This is a genomic window from Shewanella sp. 10N.286.51.B7 (genome assembly GCF_002873615.1).
Taxonomy (GTDB): domain Bacteria; phylum Pseudomonadota; class Gammaproteobacteria; order Enterobacterales; family Shewanellaceae; genus Shewanella; species Shewanella electrodiphila.
This window is the reverse complement of sequence record NZ_MCUF01000098.1, coordinates 66,882-86,843: the sequence shown is the minus strand read 5'-3', so window position 1 is coordinate 86,843 and position 19,962 is coordinate 66,882. Positions and strand designations below refer to the sequence as shown.

15 protein-coding genes are annotated in these 19,962 nt (G+C 40.5%); 7 read left to right on the top strand and 8 right to left on the bottom strand.

The window, feature by feature from the left end:
- Positions 1–232: 232 nt before the first annotated feature.
- The 6 genes from BCU84_RS20485 to BCU84_RS20460 all read right to left on the bottom strand — a co-directional run bounded on the left by BCU84_RS20485 (position 233) and on the right by BCU84_RS20460 (position 7,758).
- Positions 233–1,534, bottom strand: a complete 1,302-nt coding sequence (locus BCU84_RS20485) for an MFS transporter (protein WP_102529888.1) — start codon at positions 1,532–1,534, stop codon at positions 233–235.
- On the bottom strand, positions 1,531–1,878 hold the full coding sequence (locus tag BCU84_RS20480) for a cupin domain-containing protein (protein ID WP_102529887.1): 348 nt from the start codon (positions 1,876–1,878) through the stop codon (positions 1,531–1,533). The genes BCU84_RS20485 and BCU84_RS20480 overlap by 4 nt, the downstream gene beginning before the upstream one ends.
- Positions 1,879–1,887: 9 nt before the next feature.
- The gene (locus tag BCU84_RS20475) at positions 1,888–4,281 is read right to left on the bottom strand and encodes an alginate lyase family protein (RefSeq protein WP_241906505.1); all 2,394 of its coding nucleotides are present in this window, start codon (positions 4,279–4,281) and stop codon (positions 1,888–1,890) included.
- A gap of 2 nt (positions 4,282–4,283) precedes the next feature.
- The gene (locus BCU84_RS20470) at positions 4,284–6,599 is read right to left on the bottom strand and encodes a polysaccharide lyase 6 family protein (RefSeq protein WP_241906504.1); all 2,316 of its coding nucleotides are present in this window, start codon (positions 6,597–6,599) and stop codon (positions 4,284–4,286) included.
- 242 nt (positions 6,600–6,841) lie between these two features.
- Positions 6,842–7,564 carry a TonB-dependent receptor gene (locus BCU84_RS20465; RefSeq protein ID WP_102529886.1) on the bottom strand — a complete coding sequence of 241 codons (723 nt, stop codon included), beginning with the start codon at positions 7,562–7,564 and terminating at the stop codon, positions 6,842–6,844.
- Positions 7,555–7,758 (bottom strand): hypothetical protein, encoded by a 204-nt coding sequence (locus BCU84_RS20460; protein ID WP_102529885.1) that lies wholly within the window; start codon positions 7,756–7,758, stop codon positions 7,555–7,557. Before BCU84_RS20460 ends, BCU84_RS20465 begins: the two co-directional genes overlap by 10 nt.
- Positions 7,759–8,071: 313 nt before the next feature.
- Here BCU84_RS20460 and BCU84_RS20455 point away from each other — a divergent pair, with 313 nt between their 5' ends.
- A complete protein-coding gene (locus tag BCU84_RS20455; RefSeq protein WP_102529884.1) occupies positions 8,072–8,812 on the top strand; it encodes a FadR/GntR family transcriptional regulator in 741 nt (246 codons plus the stop codon).
- A gap of 1,133 nt (positions 8,813–9,945) precedes the next feature.
- Here the strand turns inward: BCU84_RS20455 and BCU84_RS20450 are convergent.
- Entirely contained in the window at positions 9,946–11,082 is a 1,137-nt protein-coding gene (locus tag BCU84_RS20450; RefSeq protein ID WP_102529883.1) for a methyltransferase, read from the bottom strand.
- Between the two features lie 164 nt (positions 11,083–11,246).
- Positions 11,247–12,818 (bottom strand): arylsulfatase, encoded by a 1,572-nt coding sequence (locus BCU84_RS20445; RefSeq protein ID WP_102529882.1) that lies wholly within the window; start codon positions 12,816–12,818, stop codon positions 11,247–11,249.
- Positions 12,819–13,033: 215 nt separating this feature from the next.
- On the opposite strand from BCU84_RS20445, the gene BCU84_RS20440 reads away from it, so the two are divergent.
- From BCU84_RS20440 to BCU84_RS20415, 6 genes are read left to right on the top strand one after another with little or no spacing between them, the layout of a single operon-like run.
- On the top strand, positions 13,034–14,014 hold the full coding sequence (locus BCU84_RS20440; RefSeq protein WP_102529881.1) for a MoxR family ATPase: 981 nt from the start codon (positions 13,034–13,036) through the stop codon (positions 14,012–14,014).
- Between the two features lie 3 nt (positions 14,015–14,017).
- Complete coding sequence (locus BCU84_RS20435; protein ID WP_198589630.1) at positions 14,018–14,968, top strand: DUF58 domain-containing protein; 951 nt, start codon at positions 14,018–14,020, stop codon at positions 14,966–14,968.
- 1 nt (position 14,969) lies between these two features.
- Entirely contained in the window at positions 14,970–15,560 is a 591-nt protein-coding gene (locus BCU84_RS20430) for a DUF4381 domain-containing protein (protein ID WP_102529879.1), read from the top strand.
- A 1-nt stretch (position 15,561) separates the two neighbouring features.
- Positions 15,562–16,734, top strand: coding sequence for a VWA domain-containing protein (locus BCU84_RS20425; RefSeq protein WP_102529878.1), 1,173 nt, complete (start codon positions 15,562–15,564; stop codon positions 16,732–16,734).
- A complete protein-coding gene (locus BCU84_RS20420) occupies positions 16,727–18,511 on the top strand; it encodes a VWA domain-containing protein (RefSeq protein WP_102529877.1) in 1,785 nt (594 codons plus the stop codon). The genes BCU84_RS20425 and BCU84_RS20420 overlap by 8 nt, the downstream gene beginning before the upstream one ends.
- 1 nt (position 18,512) lies before the next feature.
- The gene (locus BCU84_RS20415) at positions 18,513–19,895 is read left to right on the top strand and encodes a BatD family protein (RefSeq protein WP_157936249.1); all 1,383 of its coding nucleotides are present in this window, start codon (positions 18,513–18,515) and stop codon (positions 19,893–19,895) included.
- The last annotated feature ends 67 nt before the right edge of the window (positions 19,896–19,962 follow it).

The window sequence follows — 19,962 nt, the reverse complement described above, 5'->3', positions numbered from 1 at the left end:
CCACATACTCGGAAGGGGTTGAGTACGTGATAAGTAGGTCTCACCAAATAAAAAAGGGCTCTTTGGGTACAGCCCCAGCTTAAATTATCAATATCAAATCCATAACCTCATTCTAAAAATCAACTGAGCAATGAGTAGTTTTTCAGTCAATCTATCGACATGGTTATCAATTTATACGTTAAAGATAATGTCTTGCTAAATCGTTATAAATCGCAGACTTGTTATTTCACCACTACTTTTGAGGTGACTTAACAGGTTCGATTTTAGGGATCAAAATCCACACAGATGCAATGGCAATAACCGCTAAAGATGCGCCAATCACAAATGCAGGGGTGTAGTTGCCATCAGCAGTTAGATAAGGCACTAAAGCGGTTAAGCCTAATGCGCCTAATTTTGCTGCCATACCTGAAAATCCTGCTAGGGTTCCCACGGCTTTTTTACCGAACAAGTCACTTGGCAGTGTTTGCACATTACCAATGGCTGTTTGAAAACCAAATAGGATCACTGCCATGATCATCACTGCAGTTGTGGGGCCACCTGGACTTGCCATTGAAAGCAAAGCAGGCAACATAATTAAACAACCTAAAGTGATAGTCAGTTTGCGCGTTTTATTGATATTCCAACCGGCTTTGAGTCGGTTTTGTGCTAATAAACCACCAAACCAAGCGCCAAGCATTGCACCAACATAAGGGACCCAACCGTATATCCCAATGGATTTAACATCCATTGCATACACTTCATTCAGGTAAATAGGGATCCAGAATACAAATAGCCACCAAATAGGATCGATAGCTGCCGAAGCAATAATCACTCCCCAACTTTGCTTATGAGAAAGCAGTTGGACGGTTGATGGGTTGTACTCTTCAGCATCACTTCCATCGTCAGTGTCAGTGGCTTTTTGCCCAGTTAGGATGTATTGACGTTCTTCTTCAGTAATCCAAGGGTGAGATTTAGGCGGCGCTTTAACTAAGATAATCCAAGGGATTAACCAGAGTAAACCGACCAGACCGATGATCACAAAGACCATTTGCCAGCTAAAGTAGACGGTCATATAGGCAATGAGTGGAATAGAAATAATACCACCGATTGCAGCCCCTGAATTAAAAATGCCTTGGGCTAAAGCACGCTCTTTAGTTGGAAACCAATCAGCGTTACTTTTAGCTGCACCTGGCCAGTTACCGGCCTCAGCGACACCTAAGATTGCTCTAAAAATACTGAAACTCAGCATACCTTGTGCAAAGGCATGGGCCGCAGTTGCAATAGACCAAACACCAATAGATAAAACGAAACCAAGACGAGTGCCAATCCAGTCAAATATCTTGCCGAATATCGCCTGACCAAACGCATAAGATAAGATGAACACAATAGAGATATTGGCGTAAATCTGTTTACGCTCAAGCGCGGTTTCGTTAGGAAATATATCTTCAACAATATCAGGCCAAAGCACACTAAGGGCTGAGCGATCGATATAATTAATCACCGTCGCTAGCGCAATAAGCAGTATGATCCACCATCGAAGATTGTTTATCTTCATTTTAAGCCCTCGATGAAGTCTTCTCTTGCTGGGCTAAAGGTATCAATCAAAATACCGCCGGTTGGGCAAGTTGCGCCATGGTCAGCATGAGGTGGGATCATGCAGCTGTCACCCGGTCGAAGGATTTTAGTGACGCCATCAATGTTAAAGTGGAACTCACCTTCAACAACATAAGTCACTTGAGAATGTCTGTGGGCATGGTTGTAGCCAATAGCGCCTTTCTCAAACCAAATTTTTACAGCCATTAATTCTTCATTAAACCCAAGCATTTGACGCTTAAGACCGCCGCCGATATCTTCAATTTCTGTTTCATTTCCGAAAGAAAAATGTGCACTCTGTTTCATGGTTAACTCCTACTGCGTAATGGTTAATAACTGGTATCTTCCGCTAAAGCTGTATGGCTTGTTTGCGTAAGAAAAACGATTAGTTATTGGTTGGTTTGATTGTTGTTTTTGGTTGTTTTTTACATTCTCGTTTTCAAGGTTGCGTTGCAAACGAGTGGCAAGGTTCAAATCCTGACGGTGAGAAATAGCCAATACGAACTGCTGAGTTGTACTTGGTGTCGTTTGTAGACTAAACCCAATGACACTGATGTCGTCCTGACTATCATAGGTTAATGATTGCAACTTGCTGGTGGCATTTAATGTGTATTCTGCTGATGGGTTATATTCGCCATGGGGCTCTAATACACTGACAAATTGATGTTGCTTACTGTCTTGCACTCGTTGAATAAAGCTATGCTCAAGGCGAAGGTTTTGATTTGGGTCATTGGCACCAAGCTGAGTAAAAAGTACTTCAGTATTGCCGGCATTGATGCTGCTATGAGTGTAAAAATGGCCGTTGTCATTTAACCAAGTTATTTGAGCAAGGTTTGATGCTGCCTCAAGTTTTGATTTTGCATTTGGCAGTTGAGACGTAGCGGTTAACCATAAATGCTGGTAACCCGAGTGTTCACCTAATGGATTGAGCTGACGAGTATAAGCGTGGCGCGTAAAGTTTGAATCAATAAACTGACCTTGATAATGCACGGGTAAGTCATATTGATGAGCATTTTCACTGCTGACATCCATGATATCGATTACAAGAGGGTATGAGGCATTTGCAGTTTCAACTGTAACCATCGCCATGGTGCGGGTGAAACTGACATCTTCATAGGCGCTGTTAATGCTTGCAGATGCTAATGTGGCCTTTGCATCATGATGATAAAACAGGATGTCAGGGTGATGGTTGTTGCCCACTTTTGTTTTGCCACCAAAGTGACTTGTTTGATCAACGATGAGGGTGTTGTGGGCAATGGTTTGTTTCGCCCAGGTTTTGTTTTCAGTTAAATAACCGCCACCAGATTTGGCTTCAATATTCAGAAAACGCGCCGCGCCATAGTCAGAGACAATTTCTTCACCATCATCATAAAACTGCCAATTAAGCTTATCGAAATGGCCATGACCTAAACCTTGGGCTGTGGCTTTAAACACTAATGCTTGGTCGGTAAGCTTTTGTTCGATTGGTGCTTGCTGGCGCATAACAATCAATGCGCCTTCATTTCCCGCTTTACCGTCACGGAATACCATAGATGAAAACGGGTATTGGCTGATGCTATTTGTTTTAGCTTCTGCATCAATCGCTTGGGCGAGTTTAAGTCCATCACCTGTGAGTAAAATACGATTCTGCTGTTTGGCAATATCAAGCAAATTGTTATCGCCGTTGAGCCCATAAGCAATACTGACGGCAATAACCAGTTCCATGGTATCGATGCCTTTACTTTTAATCGCATCATTTAACGGAAAGAATAAGCCGTTATAGCTTAGCTCGATGGTGCTATAAATTGCTTTTAATAAAATACCATCGCGATAGCTGAAGATTTTTTGCTGCGGTTGGTTTTGCTCAATGGCTTTAGCAAAAGTGACAAAAGGTAGCAGAGCAAAACGTTGGTAGTAAGGGCCTTCGTTATAATAACCATCTGGTGAGAACAGCTCATCGAGTTGACGCAAGAAACCACCTGTACCGGACTTGTCTAATCCAAGTAGAGCTATTTCTACTAACTCAGGTTTATTGAGTACAAATCCTGTCATCCCAACAGCGGCCGTTGCCCAAGTGCCATGATTATGGATTTTATCGAAGGTCTTAGGTGACTCTATCGACAAGAAATTAGCCACAGGCAAAATGATGCCAGTTTCTATCGTTTGCTGGTCTTGTTCATCTAAAGCATCAACAATAAAATCGTAGGCTTGAATGGTGTACACCAGCCACATGGCTTCGTTTAGACCTTGCCAGAACAACTTACCTTCATTGCTGTTTCTCCGCTTTGGATGACGCGGTAATCTTGGATAAAGTTCGGCATATTGTAGCAACATGTCGCGAACAAAATGCGCGTATTGAATATCTTGAGTGAGCTGATACATCACGCCCGCATCGTACATCTGCAGGTAGTTTTTCTTATGACGTTCGTGTGAATAACCACCGCCGCCATCTACAGGAAACGGCACAACTAACGGTTGGTTTATCACTTTATCTACAGCTGTTTTTTTAGCAGTAAAAGTTTGCTGAAAAGCGCCTGCTTGTTTAAGTGCTGCGCGCATCTGAGTCACATCATGCTGATTAATCACTAAACTAGGATGGCTTAATGTACTTGCCTGTGCAGCGAATAAACTGCCTTGCAGCAATAAAAAGCCAATTAACAAGTGTGCTGTTCTCATCAGGTTCATCTTAGACATGATGTTATTGATAAGCGCTTTCATGATGTTATTCATTATTAGAGCGCTTTTTTATCTGATTGTTGTACAAGGTTGTCGCTTAGCTTGGCAGTGGATTCACTGATTGAATAAAGCTCTGTCACTTTTACTGCCCCAGAATCTATAAATTGGTTATGCGTCACCTGAGTCATTGGTTCACCTGTAGTGTGTTCGATATTAATGTAGGCACTATTGTTAAAGTGGTTTTTATTGATATCTGCAACTTGGGCACCATGAAGGTATAAACTGGCTTGGCTCTTATTTTGCTTACCATTTCCTACATTAGTAATGTCGTTGTTATTAAAGCTAATGTGCGGGCCGAAAGTGCTTTCGTCAGTGCCTCCACGATAAAGCTTAACCAGTGCACCGCCAATATCATTAAATTGATTGTTATTGATTGTGAGATATTCCACGTTATAAATACCGCGATCATCGGTTTCTTTGTTAAGTCTAAAAAGGTCGCCTGTGATAGTGCTAAATTGGTTATTAATAACCTCAATTTTGTTGGCAAAAGCGCGAGCGCCAGAGTCAAAAAAGTGGAAGGAATGGTTGATGTTTAACTGGCTGATTTTGCTGTTGTACATGCTAAAGCGATAGTTGGTTAACATGCCCCATTTACTGGTTCTTACCACAGTATTACCAGATGAATCTGGGCTGCTTGTGCCTGTAATTATCAGACTATCAAGCTTTAAGCTGCCGCCATTTTGAATTTCAAATAGATTGCCTCGACTAAAGGTCAATGTTGGTTTTTGGGTATCTTGGGCAATAATCGAAAGGGTTTTGTTGATTTCGATGATTTTCTCTATCTGATATTTGCCTGCTTTTAGCGCAATAATATCGCCATCTTTAGCATTACTTACGGCAGTCAACAGTTGTTCGGCTGTAGATACACTATGAGTTATTCCCGAATCGAAGGCGGTGTTAGGCTCAGCTTTGGTGTACCAACTCACGCCAGTGTTAGCTTTTAAGGTTGGGGTGAGTGTTTGAGTCGCACCAAATTCAGCATTATGGCTGTTTGATGGGTAAAATAGGCCATTATCTGCACGCTGTAGTGATATTGCTGTTGGTTTAATACCTTGGTTTATTTGATTATTATTAAGCTCATTGGATAAGTTGTCAGAAAATTGAATCCCTGAGATGTCATCAAAAATGGAGAAGGGTGCTTGTTGGTTATTATTAACAAATAAATTGTGTGTAAATGCTGAGTCTTTTGGCACTGCAGAGCGCTCTTTATCACTGCCTGCAGCTAAATGAATATGGTCGACATTGATAAAGCTGTTGCGGCTTACCTTGGCATTAACCACTTGATGATAGCGATTGATTGGCGAATTTGGTACACCATTCATAATGGTAAAGCCACTGCCGAAACGATAGCCTTTTAGCCCTTCTAAATAGTTATTAGTAATTGTTTGATCTCGGTTAATAATCCGAATACCGCCCGTATGGTCAACGCCATTACCTAAAAACACATTACTGTCGACTTGGTTACCGTTACCGTGGCGCATAGTCAGAGTGCCGCGAGACTCAAAAAAGGTGTTATTGCGAATTATATTCTTGCCGGCTTTGATTGAGATAATTTCAACCTCGCCATCACAGCGATCAAAATAGTTGTCTTCGATTACCGTATATGAATTCGTCATTGAGAAATGACTGGTACCGATGCGAATGGTTTCTCCGCCATTTGAGCCTAAAGTTGGGCGAGGGCCAAAATAGTTATGATCTATTCTGTGGTGATTTTGTTGACTGTCTTCACCGCGAAGCCTAACTGTCAGCGTAACGCCTTTGTTGCGTTTACCGACGAGGTGGTTGTGATCAAAACGGTTATGTTGACCATATAGTGCAACCCAATAATCAGACTCATGACGGTCAGGATTATTAAAATTGTCGATAACCACTTCTGTTACACGGGAGTGGTTGGCTAATTCATCCTCACTGGTTCGATATGAGATAACCGAATTGTTTGGGGTGTAGCCGTCTTTAAAGACTAAGCCAGACACTTCTAAATAGGTGCCGGACATTTGTAGATTGGATTGACCCGATAAAATCACTTTGCCTTTGGTTTGAGCTGAAAGGCGAATAGGGGCTTCTTTGCTGCCTTGGCCGATGAAGTTGATCTCAAAGTCTTGCCAAGTGCCATTTGAAAGAATGATGTCATCGCCCGCGGCCAGTTTTTTTACTGCTTGATTAAACTCATCTTGCGTACTTACGGTAAAGGTTTCGGCGTTGACTTGAACAGACAGCAGACATAAACCCATTAAGAGAGTTGATTTAACAGGAACCGATAACAGTGTGCTGTGAGCAACTGAGTGAAGCTTGATTCTGTTTTGAAAACGCATAAAGACTCTCTTATTATTTTTAGTGGCTGTAATTGTTATTGATGTCAGGCTAAACCTGCGATTTCATACTCATTAGTTCGTACATTGATTCAGTGCATTATTTCTCTTACTTCACTTTCTACTTCACTTTCTCTACTTCACTTTCTTTACTTTACTTTCTGCTTATATTGCTCGCTTCTAAACAAAATAACCCCTACCTCAATAATTAAGGTAGGAGTTGCACGACTAAGTTTTACTTAAGGCTAAAACTTAACTTTTGCACCAAGGAAATATTTTGAACCAGAACGAGAGTAGTCCGATACAGTAGTATCGTTACCACGAGTCATAATTTGCGGTTCATCTAACAAGTTCAGCGCTTTAAGTGATAGTGATAAGTAATCTGTCACTTTGAAGTTAGCTGAGAAATCTAAGTAGCTTGAGTCCTGCACGTATCGATGTGAACGTGTTGGGAACGGCAAGTTATTAGGTTGGAAATATTGTTCGCGATACTTATAAAGCACGCGGAATGTCGCCCAATCACCTTCCCAGTAAACTGATGCTGAAGCCACTTGTGGAGAGAAGCCAAATAGGTTCGCATCAGCGACAACATAAGGGCTACCAGGCTCAGCTGTGACAAAACTTGAATCAGCATAGTTGTAAGCCACTTTGGCACCTAAGCCATCAAATGGGTAAGGTAGCTCAGAGAAATGTTTTTGCGCAGTGACTTCAATACCCTGAATGACAGATGAGTCATCAGAGGTTTGACGAGTGGTATGGGACACGTTTGGATAAATACTCTCAACACCATCGAGCGACACCGTAATATCACGGTTTTCTTCGACATTTTCATAGCCACCAGTAAAGTCTTTATAGTAATAAGCTAATGAGATCGCAGCATCTTCACTTGGATACCACTCTAACGATAAGTCATAGTTGTTAGAAAGATAAGGATCCATGTGGTTACCACTGACTTTGATCACTTCCATTTCTGAATCATCTTTTTAACGTCAACTGTTTGTTCTGCTACTTGGGCAGTTGGCGCTGTAACTTCAATGGCTTCATTTTCATCTTGTGCGAATACCGGTGATGCTAATAACGATAATAATGCTGAACTATAAATGGCACTTTTAGGCTGTATTCTGATCGTGTTTAATGCGCGACTTATTTTATTAAGTTTCACGTTAATCTCCCCAGATTAATTGTTTGTTTAAATAAAAGTGAACATAATCCTTTAAACATGATCTTTAAATACAACTTTGCGTTAGATAGAAACTTACTAATGGTCATGTTAGTTGTCAACCAATTTATGTTACCAACAAGATCTTAAATATATGCTACTGTTATTACCAATAGCATTTTTTTAACCAAATCAGGGCTAATATGAAATTTGCTCTAGTACAACAAATTTTCAAAATAGGATTTGCGTTGACTAGGTAAACAGATATTATGTTAGTAATACAATAAAATTGGTTTTAACCATTGAAGGACCAAAGATGAAAAGTAGGCGTATGTTTTGGCGCATCGTAGAAGAGATCGAAGCGTCTATTGCTAGCGGCGAATATACTCCTGGAAGTCGTTTACCTCCAGAAAGGGAGTTGGCTGAAAAATTTGATGTCAGCCGACCAACAGTTCGTGAAGCAATTATTGCACTGGAAGTGCGTGAGAAAATTGAAGTTAAAACGGGCTCTGGTGTATATGTATTGCACTCTGCTAATCAAGCTGATCAAACCAATAAGATTAATGCATTTGAGCTGACGCAAGCTCGTGCTCTTATAGAGGGCGAGATTGCCGCCCTTGCTGCAAATACGATAACTAAAGAAGAACTTGTTGAGTTAAACAAAACATTGATAATGATGGAAAATAAGTCATATGTTGAAGAAGCGGATGAGATGTTTCATCAGATCATCGCTAACTCGACTCGCAATGGTGCTTTGATTAAATCATTTCAAAACTTGTGGGCATTACGAGCTTCAAGCCAAAAGATTATTACTGATTACGACAGTGTATGTAGCAAGGATAATAAGAAAACCCTTGATGAGCATACTTCTATATATGAAGCTTTGTTAGCCAATGATGCTTCTGAAGCAAGACTGGCAATGCATAGACACTTTAACCGACTCATTAATGTTTTATTTGATACTGTCGAAGCGCGATCTCTTGAAGAAGTCCGTCGTAAAAACAGTGAAAAACGCGACTTATACTCTATTGATAATTTGGTTAACCGATTAAGTTAACGTGGTTCTGTTATTTAAGATAATAATCGATTCGTTAACAAGTAACTGATTATATTTCATCAAAGCCTTTCTATATGAAAGGCTTTTTTATATCTACGAATTGACTAAAAACCTGCATAAATTATTAAAATTAAAGGATTTACTTTGAAGGAGGAAAACGCTAGAAATGAGAGTTGTTTTACTTCGAACTAATCGAGGGGGAAAGGTTTAGAGCGAACTTTGACGATTTAAACATTCAAGATGACAAAGCGAGTAGCGCTACTGATTAAAAATTGAATGTCACCTCGTATAAGCTGTTGATTATTTTCAGCGTAATAGCGTTCAACTCTGTTCATTCCTTTTATGGCCATCATGATTTTCAAATTGTTTAAAACAGTTTTAGGCAATTAATTTTATCCTTGAGCTGAAACAAAATTCATACAATTACACTTCTTTTTTTGAATTTTGGCAAAATTTGGTTAGCCTAAATTCACGTTTTTATCTTATAAATCGATTGGGATTATATTGTTTGTTGCTAGGATGTTAAGTTATGTTTGTGCAATTCTTACTGTTAAACATCATGTTATGGCTATATAAAGGAGCAGGTCGAAACTCTTTGTCGACCAATGGATTCTTATGTTATTACCAATATCCCGATGTGGCAGTGAGATTTTAGTTGTGTATGCCAAGGAGCAATCTATCTCAAGCTCCTCATTAATCATCCGTTTCAGGCTATTAGTTTTAGGCTATTACTTTAGGCTACTAGTAATAGCATCGACTTCAATATTGAGCATGTGCGGGTTGAGTTAAGCTTATGATTTTGAGCTCAACACTTAGGTATCACTATTTACATATCGTCTGTACTTAATACAAAGCAGTACTCAAGTACAAAGCAGCACTCGAATATAGAGCAGCACTTAATACAAAGCAGCACTTAACGCCTTGCACTTAGGGATATAGGTCATAGTGTTAAGCTGAGTTGTAGGGCTTGGAGTTAACACGTGGTTTGCTAGTGAGTCGCGCTTGGTTTGTAAAAAGCGTTTACATGCTAAAAAATAGAATAAGGTGTTTAAAGGAGATAAACCATGAGCTACTTTATCTAACTCACAGTTTTTATTAAGAAAACGCGTTTAAAACCAGGTAAATAGATTTTGCTATTTTCGTGCCTGCAAAATAACAAATTTACCGTTTGATGCGACCGTCTTACAGTTTTTGAATATGCGCTGAAGCTTGATGTGATAAGACAAATGGCGATTACCAACAACTTGTAATAACCCGCCAGGCGCCAGTCTTCTTCTAGCATCGAGGAACATTTGCCAAGCGATATGATCGGTAATGGCTTCGCCTTGGTGAAATGGCGGGTTACATAAGACTAAGTCTGCACTGATTTCACTGTCTAAATGGGTTAAACAGTCATCCCAATGAAAGTGGCCTAATTCACTCGGTAAATTGTTTAGCTGCCAATTATGTTTGCTTGATGCAACGGCCATTTCAGAATCGTCGACAAAGTGAATATTCGCATCTTGATATAATTGCGCTGCGCGCAACCCTAAAACGCCATTCCCGCAACCTAAATCAATCACTGTTTTAAATTCATCTTTTGGCATGTTGTCGAGCATGATGCGGGCACCAATATCGAGCTTATTGGCCGCAAACACATTACTGAGGTTACTGATGGTGAGATTCAATTCATCGACCGTCCAAGTGACTTCAGCCACGCTTGGACGTTTTTTTCCATCAGCTATACAACTAATTACTCGAGTTTTCTTCCAGGTTAAACTGGCTGAGGCAGAGCCCAGATGTTGCTCAATTAATGCCAATAATGATTTGTTGATGCTTTTGGCTTTCGCGCCAATCAGTACTTGTGTTCCTTTAGGGAGAACTTGCGATAATCGCTGAAGCTGGTGGGCAAAGTAAGTCAGGTTTTTAGGCAACTTAATTAATACAAGTTGCGTGTCTGCAGGTAATAAGTCGCGGCTATTAAAACGAGTAATATTGCTATCTGCTAACTGATTGTCTGTTAGGTTTTGTTTCGCACCCAATAAACTGGTTTTAGCATCGGTTTCAACAAATAAAGGCCATGAAGCTTCTAATTGGGTTAGGGCACATTGAATTGCGCCAAAGTTGTCATTAAGAATGGCGGTATTTTGAGCGACAATCTCGTTATCGACTAATTGTTTAATTAGGTGTTCATCGGCAGCATCCCAAGCTTGAAGGTTTGACTCTTGCTGTTTAGGATAGCGAAAAAGTGATAACTCAATCCCTGAACAAGAGAATTGGTTTGCCGTCATGATGATTACCTTAATTAAAAACTCGAAGTCAGCAATTATCGCAGTTAAATGCAGTGATTGAAATCTTAGACACGGTTCAAATAAAGAAAAAGCCAGTATCTGAGAGATACTGGCTTGGAAAGGTACTTTTTACTCACTTTTAAACAAAGCAGTTAATTAAAAAGTTACTTTAATACTTTTTGACGGATTTGCTCAATTTGTTGCAGTTTACCCTGAAGCATATAAGTATTTTGGTTAATGTTACCTGGGTTCAATACCTGACTTTCCTGACGAGGATAGTCTTTTAATGTTGCCATGAACTCTTGTACTTGGTTACCAACAGGTACGAATAACCACATGTTGTCAGCCATCCAGCGTAAGTACATACCAGATTCGTGAGGCGCTTTTTCAAAAGGGTCAGCTCTTAAATGAACCACTTGAGGCCAGTTTGACTGGAAGCGAACCGCATCAACAATATTACCTTCTAGTGTGGCAAACGATACTTTGAAGTCACCTGTACGAACAGCATTTAGCTCAGCGTTAGCTGAAAAATATAACATACCGTCACGAGGGCCTTTATCAACTTTACCTTCGAAGTAAGGTTTAAAGTTGTAACCATCTAAATGTACACGCCAGTTTGTGCCATTGTAACGAGCACCTTTATCTGACTTAAGCTTTTCAATGACTTTGTCATCACCCGCAACAGCTGCGAATGTTGGTAGCCAATCTTTATGTGACATGATGTCGTTAATTTTAGTGCCAGGTTTAATAACACCAGGCCAGCGAACTAACTGAGGTACTCGCATACCACCTTCAAAGGTTGTCCCTTTTTCACCGTGGAAGTATGTCGCACCACCGTCAGGCCATGAAACCGTTTCAGCACCATTATCGGTTGTGTAAAGTACGATAGTGTTATCAGCAACCCCTAATGAATCTAGCTTATCAAGTAAGATACCAACATGATCATCATGTTCTATCATGCCGTCAGCGTAGATAGAGATACCTGAAATACCTTGATATTTTTCTTGTAAACGAGTCCATACATGCATACGGGTTGTGTTATGCCAAATAAAGAATGGTTTTTCAGCTTTTACCGCTTTTTCCATGAAGGCTAGCGATTCTTCTAAAAACTCTTCATCAGCATGCTCCATACGCTTACGCGTCATCGGGCCGGTATCTTCTATTTTTCCGTCAGCACTTGAGCGGATAACACCACGAGGACCATACTTTTTACGGAACTCAGGATCCTTTGGATAGTAATAAGTCTCTGGTTCTTCTTCAGCATTTAAGTGATATAGGTTACCGAAAAACTCATCAAAACCATGGGCAGTTGGCAGATGTTTATCTTGATCGCCCATGTGGTTTTTACCAAATTGCGCGGTCATATAACCTTGCTCTTTTAACACATCAGCAATCGTAGGAGTCCAATCAGGAATACCAGCATCAGAACCAGGCATACCAATAGTTAATAGGCCTGTTCTAAATGGCTCTTGTCCTGTTAAAAACGCAGAACGTCCAGCGGTACAAGACTGTTGAGCATAGTGATCAGTAAATAATGCACCTTCATTCGCAATTCGATCAATGTTTGGGGTTTGATATCCCATCATGCCATTGTTATAAGCACTGATATTGAATATACCAATATCATCGCCCCAAATAGCGAGAATATTGGGTTTGTCAGCAGCGTTTGCAACTGAAGATGCAGCTAGCAACCCTGTGCAAAGAGCGATCTTACTCGTATTAAAGAAACTTGCCATATAGACTCCGTGATGCTTTGTTTAGCTTAACGTTTTTAATCGTAAATAATTTAAATCAATTAGTTAGTTTGATTTTTTAACTGTTTAATTATATTAAGTGGATAAAATTTAGCACTGAATACAGAATATAACCTTTTGTTATACGTCTATTTACTTAAAAACGTTTATGATTATTGATTAAAAAGTATGGACTAAATGATAGTGAGGAGTGACGAATGAGCCATAGTTTACAAAGTATTACGGCATTAATAAGCCAAGTTGAAAAGTCTGTCATTGGACAATCCCATGTCATTAGAGCTTTAGTCATAGGTTTATTAACTAAAGGCCATGTCCTATTAGAGGGTCTTCCTGGTACAGCGAAAACACGCTCGGTAAAATCTCTTGCTGATGCAATGAATGCCTCATTTGGTCGAGTACAATTTACCCCTGATTTATTACCTTCCGACATAACTGGCACGGTGCAATATCAAGACAACAACGGTAGCCCATTGCTAACCTTTCAACAAGGACCACTGTTTCATAATTTAGTATTAGCTGATGAAATCAATCGTGCTCCAGCAAAAGTGCAAGCTGCATTATTAGAAGCGATGGCTGAAGGCACGGTAACTGTGGGTGATACCACGCATCAACTTGATGAACTTTTCATGGTGTTAGCAACGCAAAATCCAGTTGAGCAAGAAGGAACCTATCCATTACCTGAAGCGCAAATGGATCGCTTTATGATGAAAATTAATGTGGATTATCCAGATGATGAAGCTGAGTTAAATATTATTCGCTTGGTGCGTGCAGAAGAAAATGCGCCTGAAATGAATGAAGGATCCGCAGTGTCGAAAATAGACCCATTGGTTTTTCTATCGGCTCGCCAGCAGTTATCCACTCTCAGCGTTTCTGACATTGTAGAACGATATATTGTTGCCTTAGTGATGGCCACTCGACACCCAGAACGTTATCCTGACTCGCCTTTATCCGCTTGGATTAAAACGGGTTCTAGCCCTAGAGCTTCAATTGCACTTGATAAATGCGCACGCGCAGAGGCATGGTTATCTGGCCGAGATCATGTTCTTCCTGATGATGTCAGAAGTATTGCTCATTCAGTGTTATCTCACCGTATAACCCTTAGTTATGATGCATTAGCAGATAATATTGATGGGCAAGCAGTGGTTAATGAGTTGTTGGATATTGTGGCTGTTGGGTAATTGATGATGAATGGCAATATATCGCGTCATGCAAAGCAATCGACATTAGATCCACGATTGCATGTCGAATATCGACACTTGGTCAAGCTGCAGGCATTGAGCCATTCATTTAGATTATTACCTCATTGGCAGGCAAAGAGTTTAATGGCAGGTCGTCATAGCTCCCAGTTTCGAGGCCGTGGGTTAAACTTTGAAGAACTAAAGCATTACCAGATAGGCGATGATATTCGTTGTTTAGATTGGAAAGTGACCCTAAGAACTGGCCAACCTCATGTGCGTTTATATACCGAAGAAAAAGATCGTAATGTGGTGATTTTGGTCGATCAAGGTGCCAATATGTTTTTTGCTTCTAGCCATACCATGAAGTCAGTGGTGGCAGCTGAAGTGGCAGCATTAATTTCATGGCGGGTATTAAGAGAAGGCGACCGCATTGGTATGCTACTTAAAACACCGAAGGCATGCCTATGGTCAGAGCCGATGCGTGGCCAAAACCATGTATTGCAGCTATTAAAAACACTCAGTCAAAGTAACCAATCTCTTAATGTGAACTCGACTGATTCGGTGAGTTTTTCTGAGTCACTAACCAAGCTAGCCCAGCGAGACCTTCGCCAATCCACAGTGATTATTTTAAGTGACTTTTTGTCCTTAAATGTCAGCGATATCAATAAGCTTAAACAAATTCAACGTAGCAATGACTTACTGGCAGTAAGGATTTCAGATCCGATGGAACAAGCGATTCCTGATGATGCTCAGTGGGTGATGGGTGATGGTAATTATCAACTTAGTTTGCATCAAACTCAGCAAATATCAAAGGTTAATGAAAGCTTTACCACGACCGCGACAGAAAATGCTAAGGCACTCAATTACTTGATGGCACGTCACAATTTACCGTTAGTTGAGTTGAGTACAGACGGTAATCATTTAAGTCAGCTTAAACGCGCTATTGGAGCTTAAAATGCAGCATAACCCGCCGTCGACTTATATTTTACGGGAGCTTGTTGATGTCTACCCAGTTGATGCTGTGTCATGGTGGCCAGGGTTTGAGCAACTTCCTACAGGTTGGTGGTGTCTGCTTGTCATAACAAGTTTATTGATTGTCACAGCAGTGATTATTGGTTTGAATTATCGCTGGCAAAATCGCTATCGCGCTGAAGCGATATTGGCGATTAAACAAATCATGTTAGGTCATCAGGTTATTCAACCTGAGCCTAAAACTCAGGCTATGCTGAATCAGCAATTATTTTTTGTGTTAAAACAAGTTCTCATCTATGTAGAGCCACAGACTGCAAAACTTGCTGATAATTCAGTATTAAACGCAATGGATAAATTAATCAGTCATCAATCTAAAAATGATGCATTTAGTTGGCAAAGTGACGTAGGCCAGCGCTGGATTAACAGCTTATACAACCCCAATATTTGTTTGAGTGAAAGTGAAATGACGACATTAGTCCAACAGTTAATACTGTGGATTAACGGCCACAGAAATCAATTTTCGATTAAGTCATGGCCTTTTTCGGTTGTACGTTCATTTGTGAGGGGTCAGTAACATGTCCTCCATAGACCTAACTTACCCATGGTTATTACTATTATTGCCGTTGCCTTTTCTTGTTATGCGCTTCTCGAAAGCCTATAAAACTAAGCAAACCGCAATTAAAGTGCCATTTTTTCAAGTGCTGATTGATACCTTAAATGAAAAACCCAGTGAGGGAGCGAGTATGCTCTCACCGCGTTTGTGGCAACGAGTTATTCTAGTGTTGAGTTGGTGCTGTTTAGTGCTAGCAATGACTAAACCAACTCAATTAAGTGAGCCACAATTACGCGAACAATTAGGTCGAGATGTGATGATCGCATTAGATTTATCTGGTTCGATGAACGAAACCGATTTTGTGGATGATTCAGGTAAGCGTATTAGTCGTATTGATGCTGCAAAACAAGTTTTGCAGGACTTTTCAGCAACGAGGCAAGGCGATCGTTTAGGGCTGATTTTATTTGCCGATGCGGCCTTTTTACAAACCCCATTTACTGCTGATATTGCTGTGTGGCAGAGTTTATTAGCACAATCAGATACTGGGATGGCAGGGCAAAGTACTCATCTTGGTGATGCGATTGGTTTATCAATCAAAGTGTTCGAACAAGCTGAGCAAGATACTGTTTCTGCTCAAGGAACAGACCGAGGCATAAATGAAACTTCGGTTGAGAAAGTCGTTATTTTGCTAACTGATGGTAATGATACCGGAAGCTTTGTTGCTCCTATAGATGCCGCTAAAGTGGCTGCAGTTAAAGGCATTAGGGTACATGTTATTGCGATGGGCGATCCTTTGACTGTAGGTGAGCAAGCGTTAGATATGGAAACTATTGATCGGATAACCAGCGAAACGGGCGGTAGCACTTTTACTGCGTTAGATAAACAACAACTTGATGAGGCATACCAGGCAGTTTCGTTACTCGAACCTCAACTATTTAATAGTACTAGTTACCAAATAACCTATACATTGCATCATTATCTAGTCATTTTTGTCGTCATGCTTTACTTGCTCGCCTTTAGTGTCAGTTTATTGCTTCAAAGTGGCGGGCATCAATCTAAATTAGCTGGCTCAAAGGTCGTTAATACTAAAGCGACTCAAGAAACTAAAGCTACTCAAGAAACTAAAGCTACTCAGGAAACTAAAGCTACTCAACAAACTAGTGTAGAAAAAATCAAAGGAGAGCAAGATGTTTGATAGCTCCTTTTTGAGTTTATTATGGGCCAACTTTCATTTTATCCGTCCATGGGCGTTGTGCTTATTGTTGCCGCTTGCACTGATTGTGTATATCCGCTGGTATCGAAATGAAGCTGCGCAATCTCAACAAGTTTTACCTGAACATTTGCGGAAAGCGTTAACTGTTGGTGAACAAGGCTGGCGAAAACTATTACCACTAAAGTTACTCTCAGTGTTGATGATGATGGGCATAATTGTCAGTGCAGGACCTACCTGGAACCGCTATGAGTCGCCATTTAATGAAGATAAAGCCGCTTTGGTGGTCTTAGTTGATTTAAGCCAATCCATGTTAGAAAAAGATGTCGCGCCAAATAGGCTTATACGAGCGCAACATAAAATTCTTGATTTAATTGAATTAAGAAGCGGCGGTAAAACAGGATTAATTGCTTATGCTGGCTCGGCACATGTTGTCGCACCGCTAACCGAAGATAAGCAAGTCTTTACACCTTTTGTCAGTGCATTAGCACCTGAAATTATGCCTGTAGAGGGTAAGCAAGCCCAAGAAGCCTTAACCTTAGTTGATACATTATTGGCAGATGAAGTGGGTGCTAGTGTTATTTTATTTACTGACGGTATGGTGCCCAACGCCATTGATGCTTACGAGGCTTATTTTGAACATTCCGCTCACCAGTTATTAATATTAGGTGTGGGAAATTCTAATCGCGAAGCCACTATTCCCCTAGATGTTCGCTCTTTAGAAACCTTAGCCAGTAAAGCTAATGCTAGTTTGCAGTTAGTGACAGTCGATAATCAAGATGTGCAGTGGTTAATCAGAAAAATAGATCGGCATATGCAGATATCAACTGACAGCATTATGCCCTGGAAAGATATGGGTTATTACTTGCTCTTTCCTATGGCATTGCTGTTATTGCTTTGGTTCAGAAAGGGCTGGTTAGTGCATTGGGGGCTAGTATTAATCGTTTGCGGTAGCAGCGTTGTTGCTCCTTCGCCAGCGTACGCAGAAACATCGTCATTACCTCAAGATGAGTCTGCGAGTGTTAAGGCGCTGGCATCAACTCCAGACACTGATAGTGATCTCCAAGCTAGTGAAAGTTCCGAACTGGCTAGTCAAGAGTTGAAGACTGATGTTTGGCAGAATATACATCAAGCTTGGCTGGACTTTTGGTTTACGCCTGATCAACAAGGCGATCGGGCTTTTCATCAACAAGAATACTTTCAGGCTGCTCAGTATTATCAAGACCCTTTACGCAAAGGTATTGCCTACTACTATGCGGCTCAGTACAAAGCGGCGCAGATTAGTTTTATGCAGCAACCGTCGCATCTAAGTTTATTTTATGCTGGCAGCGCATTGGCAAGACAGCGTGAATACATAGCGGCTAGAAATTTATTGCGCGATCTCATCAATGAAATGGATAAGTCTCCACTTGAGTCTGAAGTTCAATTGCGTGCCGATGTGGCGCATAACCTTGCCGCTGTTCAAGCTATCATTGATGAAATTAACCGTTTCAGTGAGAGTCAGCAAGGTACGACAGATGGACTGGAAGAGTCTACTGAACTTGGTAAGGATGAGCCACTGACCTCTGACGGTTTTGAAGAGATAGCCCCCGAAGAAGTGCTAGGTAAAGATACGCTAAATGCTCGTGAGATATTAGGCAGTGAAGAGTTAGCGAACAAATGGTTATCACGAGTTGAAGCCGATCCTAAACGTTTTTTACAAGCCAAATTTTATTTACAGCGACAGTTACAATTGCAGCAAAAGCAAGATGAGGCGCAATAATATGAACATGTCATTGAATAAACTTAATCCGCTGCTGTGTTTGATATGTTTGATTTCATTAGTTTCGTTCTCTGCTTCAGCAGTGACTGTGAGTGATTTACAGCATCAAAAAATGTTAACCATCGAGACCTGGTTATCTAGTGAGGCTGATTCAAATCGAGCCGACCTAAATCAAGCTAGTCGGCAATCTGATAGTGCTAAAGGGGAGTCTTTGCTAACAACGGTTGTGGGCGAACAGATAACCTTAAATATCAAACTTGGCACCAATAGGTGGTTTACTCGTGGTACGCAAATAGACAATATCGAACTGCCTAATGTGATGAGTAAGCAGCGTGAACAGTTTTCAGTGAATTCTACCCAAAGAATTAATGGCGAAACCTGGTCATTTCAATTGTGGCAAATTTCTTTGTATCCACAAGCTCCTGGACGTTATCAAGTTCCTGAATTAGGACTATCAGTAGAGGTGATGACCCCGAGCGATGGCAAAGTCAGTGGCAAGCTTGTTAGCCAATCACAACTGTTTGAATCGATTATACCTGATGCGAGTTTACCCGATGATAATTGGTTCAGTTCGCCAGACGTTAATATTGAGCAACAATGGCAGCAATCAAACTCACCTGTATATGTTGGTGATAGCTTAACGCGAACAGTAACAATTAAGGCCGCTGATACTTTATCTGTTTTAATCGGCCATATTATCCCCCAAACGGCTAATGAACAATTTCAAACCTATAGCGATCCTGTTCAATTATTTGATTCTGAACAACGCGGGGATTATTTATCGACTCGAATTGAGCAGCAAGTTTACATTGTTCAACAAGGCGGAGAGCTGATATTTGATGATGTGGTTATTCGTTGGTGGGATACCGTTAACAAAGAGATGAAACAACAAGTACTCGAAGGAAAAGTTGTTATTGTTAAGCATACTTTAACTTCTTGGCTTAAATATTATCGCAATACACTCATTGTAATGACTTGTTTAGTGATTGGTTTGATAAGTTTATTTTTGGCTATGGCTAGATATTATCAAAGTCACCAGAAGCCAATAGGCTGGTTATATCTGCAGGCGGTGAAAGCCAAAACCTGGCCCAAGGTGCGCAGACTACTTTACTACAAGGTGCGTCAGTCAAACCAACAGCTCACGTTGTTTGATGGGGTTAAGCAACAAAATCAAAATCTTGCTGTTAATATTCAGCAACTTGATCCATCAAAAGCAAACTCAAAACCATTAACTAAGCGTTCAGCTTATGCCTTATGGTTTGCAGTTAAAACGGATGAGGAAAAACCGCAAAGTCGTTTAATTCGACGATTTCTAACTAAGGTTTTTCCTAAAGCATTGCCGCAGCTAACAAAATATTCAAATCAAGATCCTGAACCAAAGTAATCCTTGTTATGCTTAAACGGGTAAATAGTTTATGATTATTGGGTTTATGGCTAGGTGAAAAATGCGT

Coding starts and splice junctions, on each gene's coding strand:
- BCU84_RS20485 (WP_102529888.1), bottom strand. CDS start 1,534: ATGAAGATAAACAATCTTCGATGGTGGATCATACTGCTTATTGCGCTA.
- BCU84_RS20480 (WP_102529887.1), bottom strand. CDS start 1,878: ATGAAACAGAGTGCACATTTTTCTTTCGGAAATGAAACAGAAATTGAA.
- BCU84_RS20475 (WP_241906505.1), bottom strand. CDS start 4,281: ATGAATAACATCATGAAAGCGCTTATCAATAACATCATGTCTAAGATG.
- BCU84_RS20470 (WP_241906504.1), bottom strand. CDS start 6,599: ATGCGTTTTCAAAACAGAATCAAGCTTCACTCAGTTGCTCACAGCACA.
- BCU84_RS20465 (WP_102529886.1), bottom strand. CDS start 7,564: ATGGAAGTGATCAAAGTCAGTGGTAACCACATGGATCCTTATCTTTCT.
- BCU84_RS20455 (WP_102529884.1), top strand. CDS start 8,072: ATGAAAAGTAGGCGTATGTTTTGGCGCATCGTAGAAGAGATCGAAGCG.
- BCU84_RS20450 (WP_102529883.1), bottom strand. CDS start 11,082: ATGACGGCAAACCAATTCTCTTGTTCAGGGATTGAGTTATCACTTTTT.
- BCU84_RS20445 (WP_102529882.1), bottom strand. CDS start 12,818: ATGGCAAGTTTCTTTAATACGAGTAAGATCGCTCTTTGCACAGGGTTG.
- BCU84_RS20440 (WP_102529881.1), top strand. CDS start 13,034: ATGAGCCATAGTTTACAAAGTATTACGGCATTAATAAGCCAAGTTGAA.
- BCU84_RS20435 (WP_198589630.1), top strand. CDS start 14,018: ATGATGAATGGCAATATATCGCGTCATGCAAAGCAATCGACATTAGAT.
- BCU84_RS20430 (WP_102529879.1), top strand. CDS start 14,970: ATGCAGCATAACCCGCCGTCGACTTATATTTTACGGGAGCTTGTTGAT.
- BCU84_RS20425 (WP_102529878.1), top strand. CDS start 15,562: ATGTCCTCCATAGACCTAACTTACCCATGGTTATTACTATTATTGCCG.
- BCU84_RS20420 (WP_102529877.1), top strand. CDS start 16,727: ATGTTTGATAGCTCCTTTTTGAGTTTATTATGGGCCAACTTTCATTTT.
- BCU84_RS20415 (WP_157936249.1), top strand. CDS start 18,513: ATGAACATGTCATTGAATAAACTTAATCCGCTGCTGTGTTTGATATGT.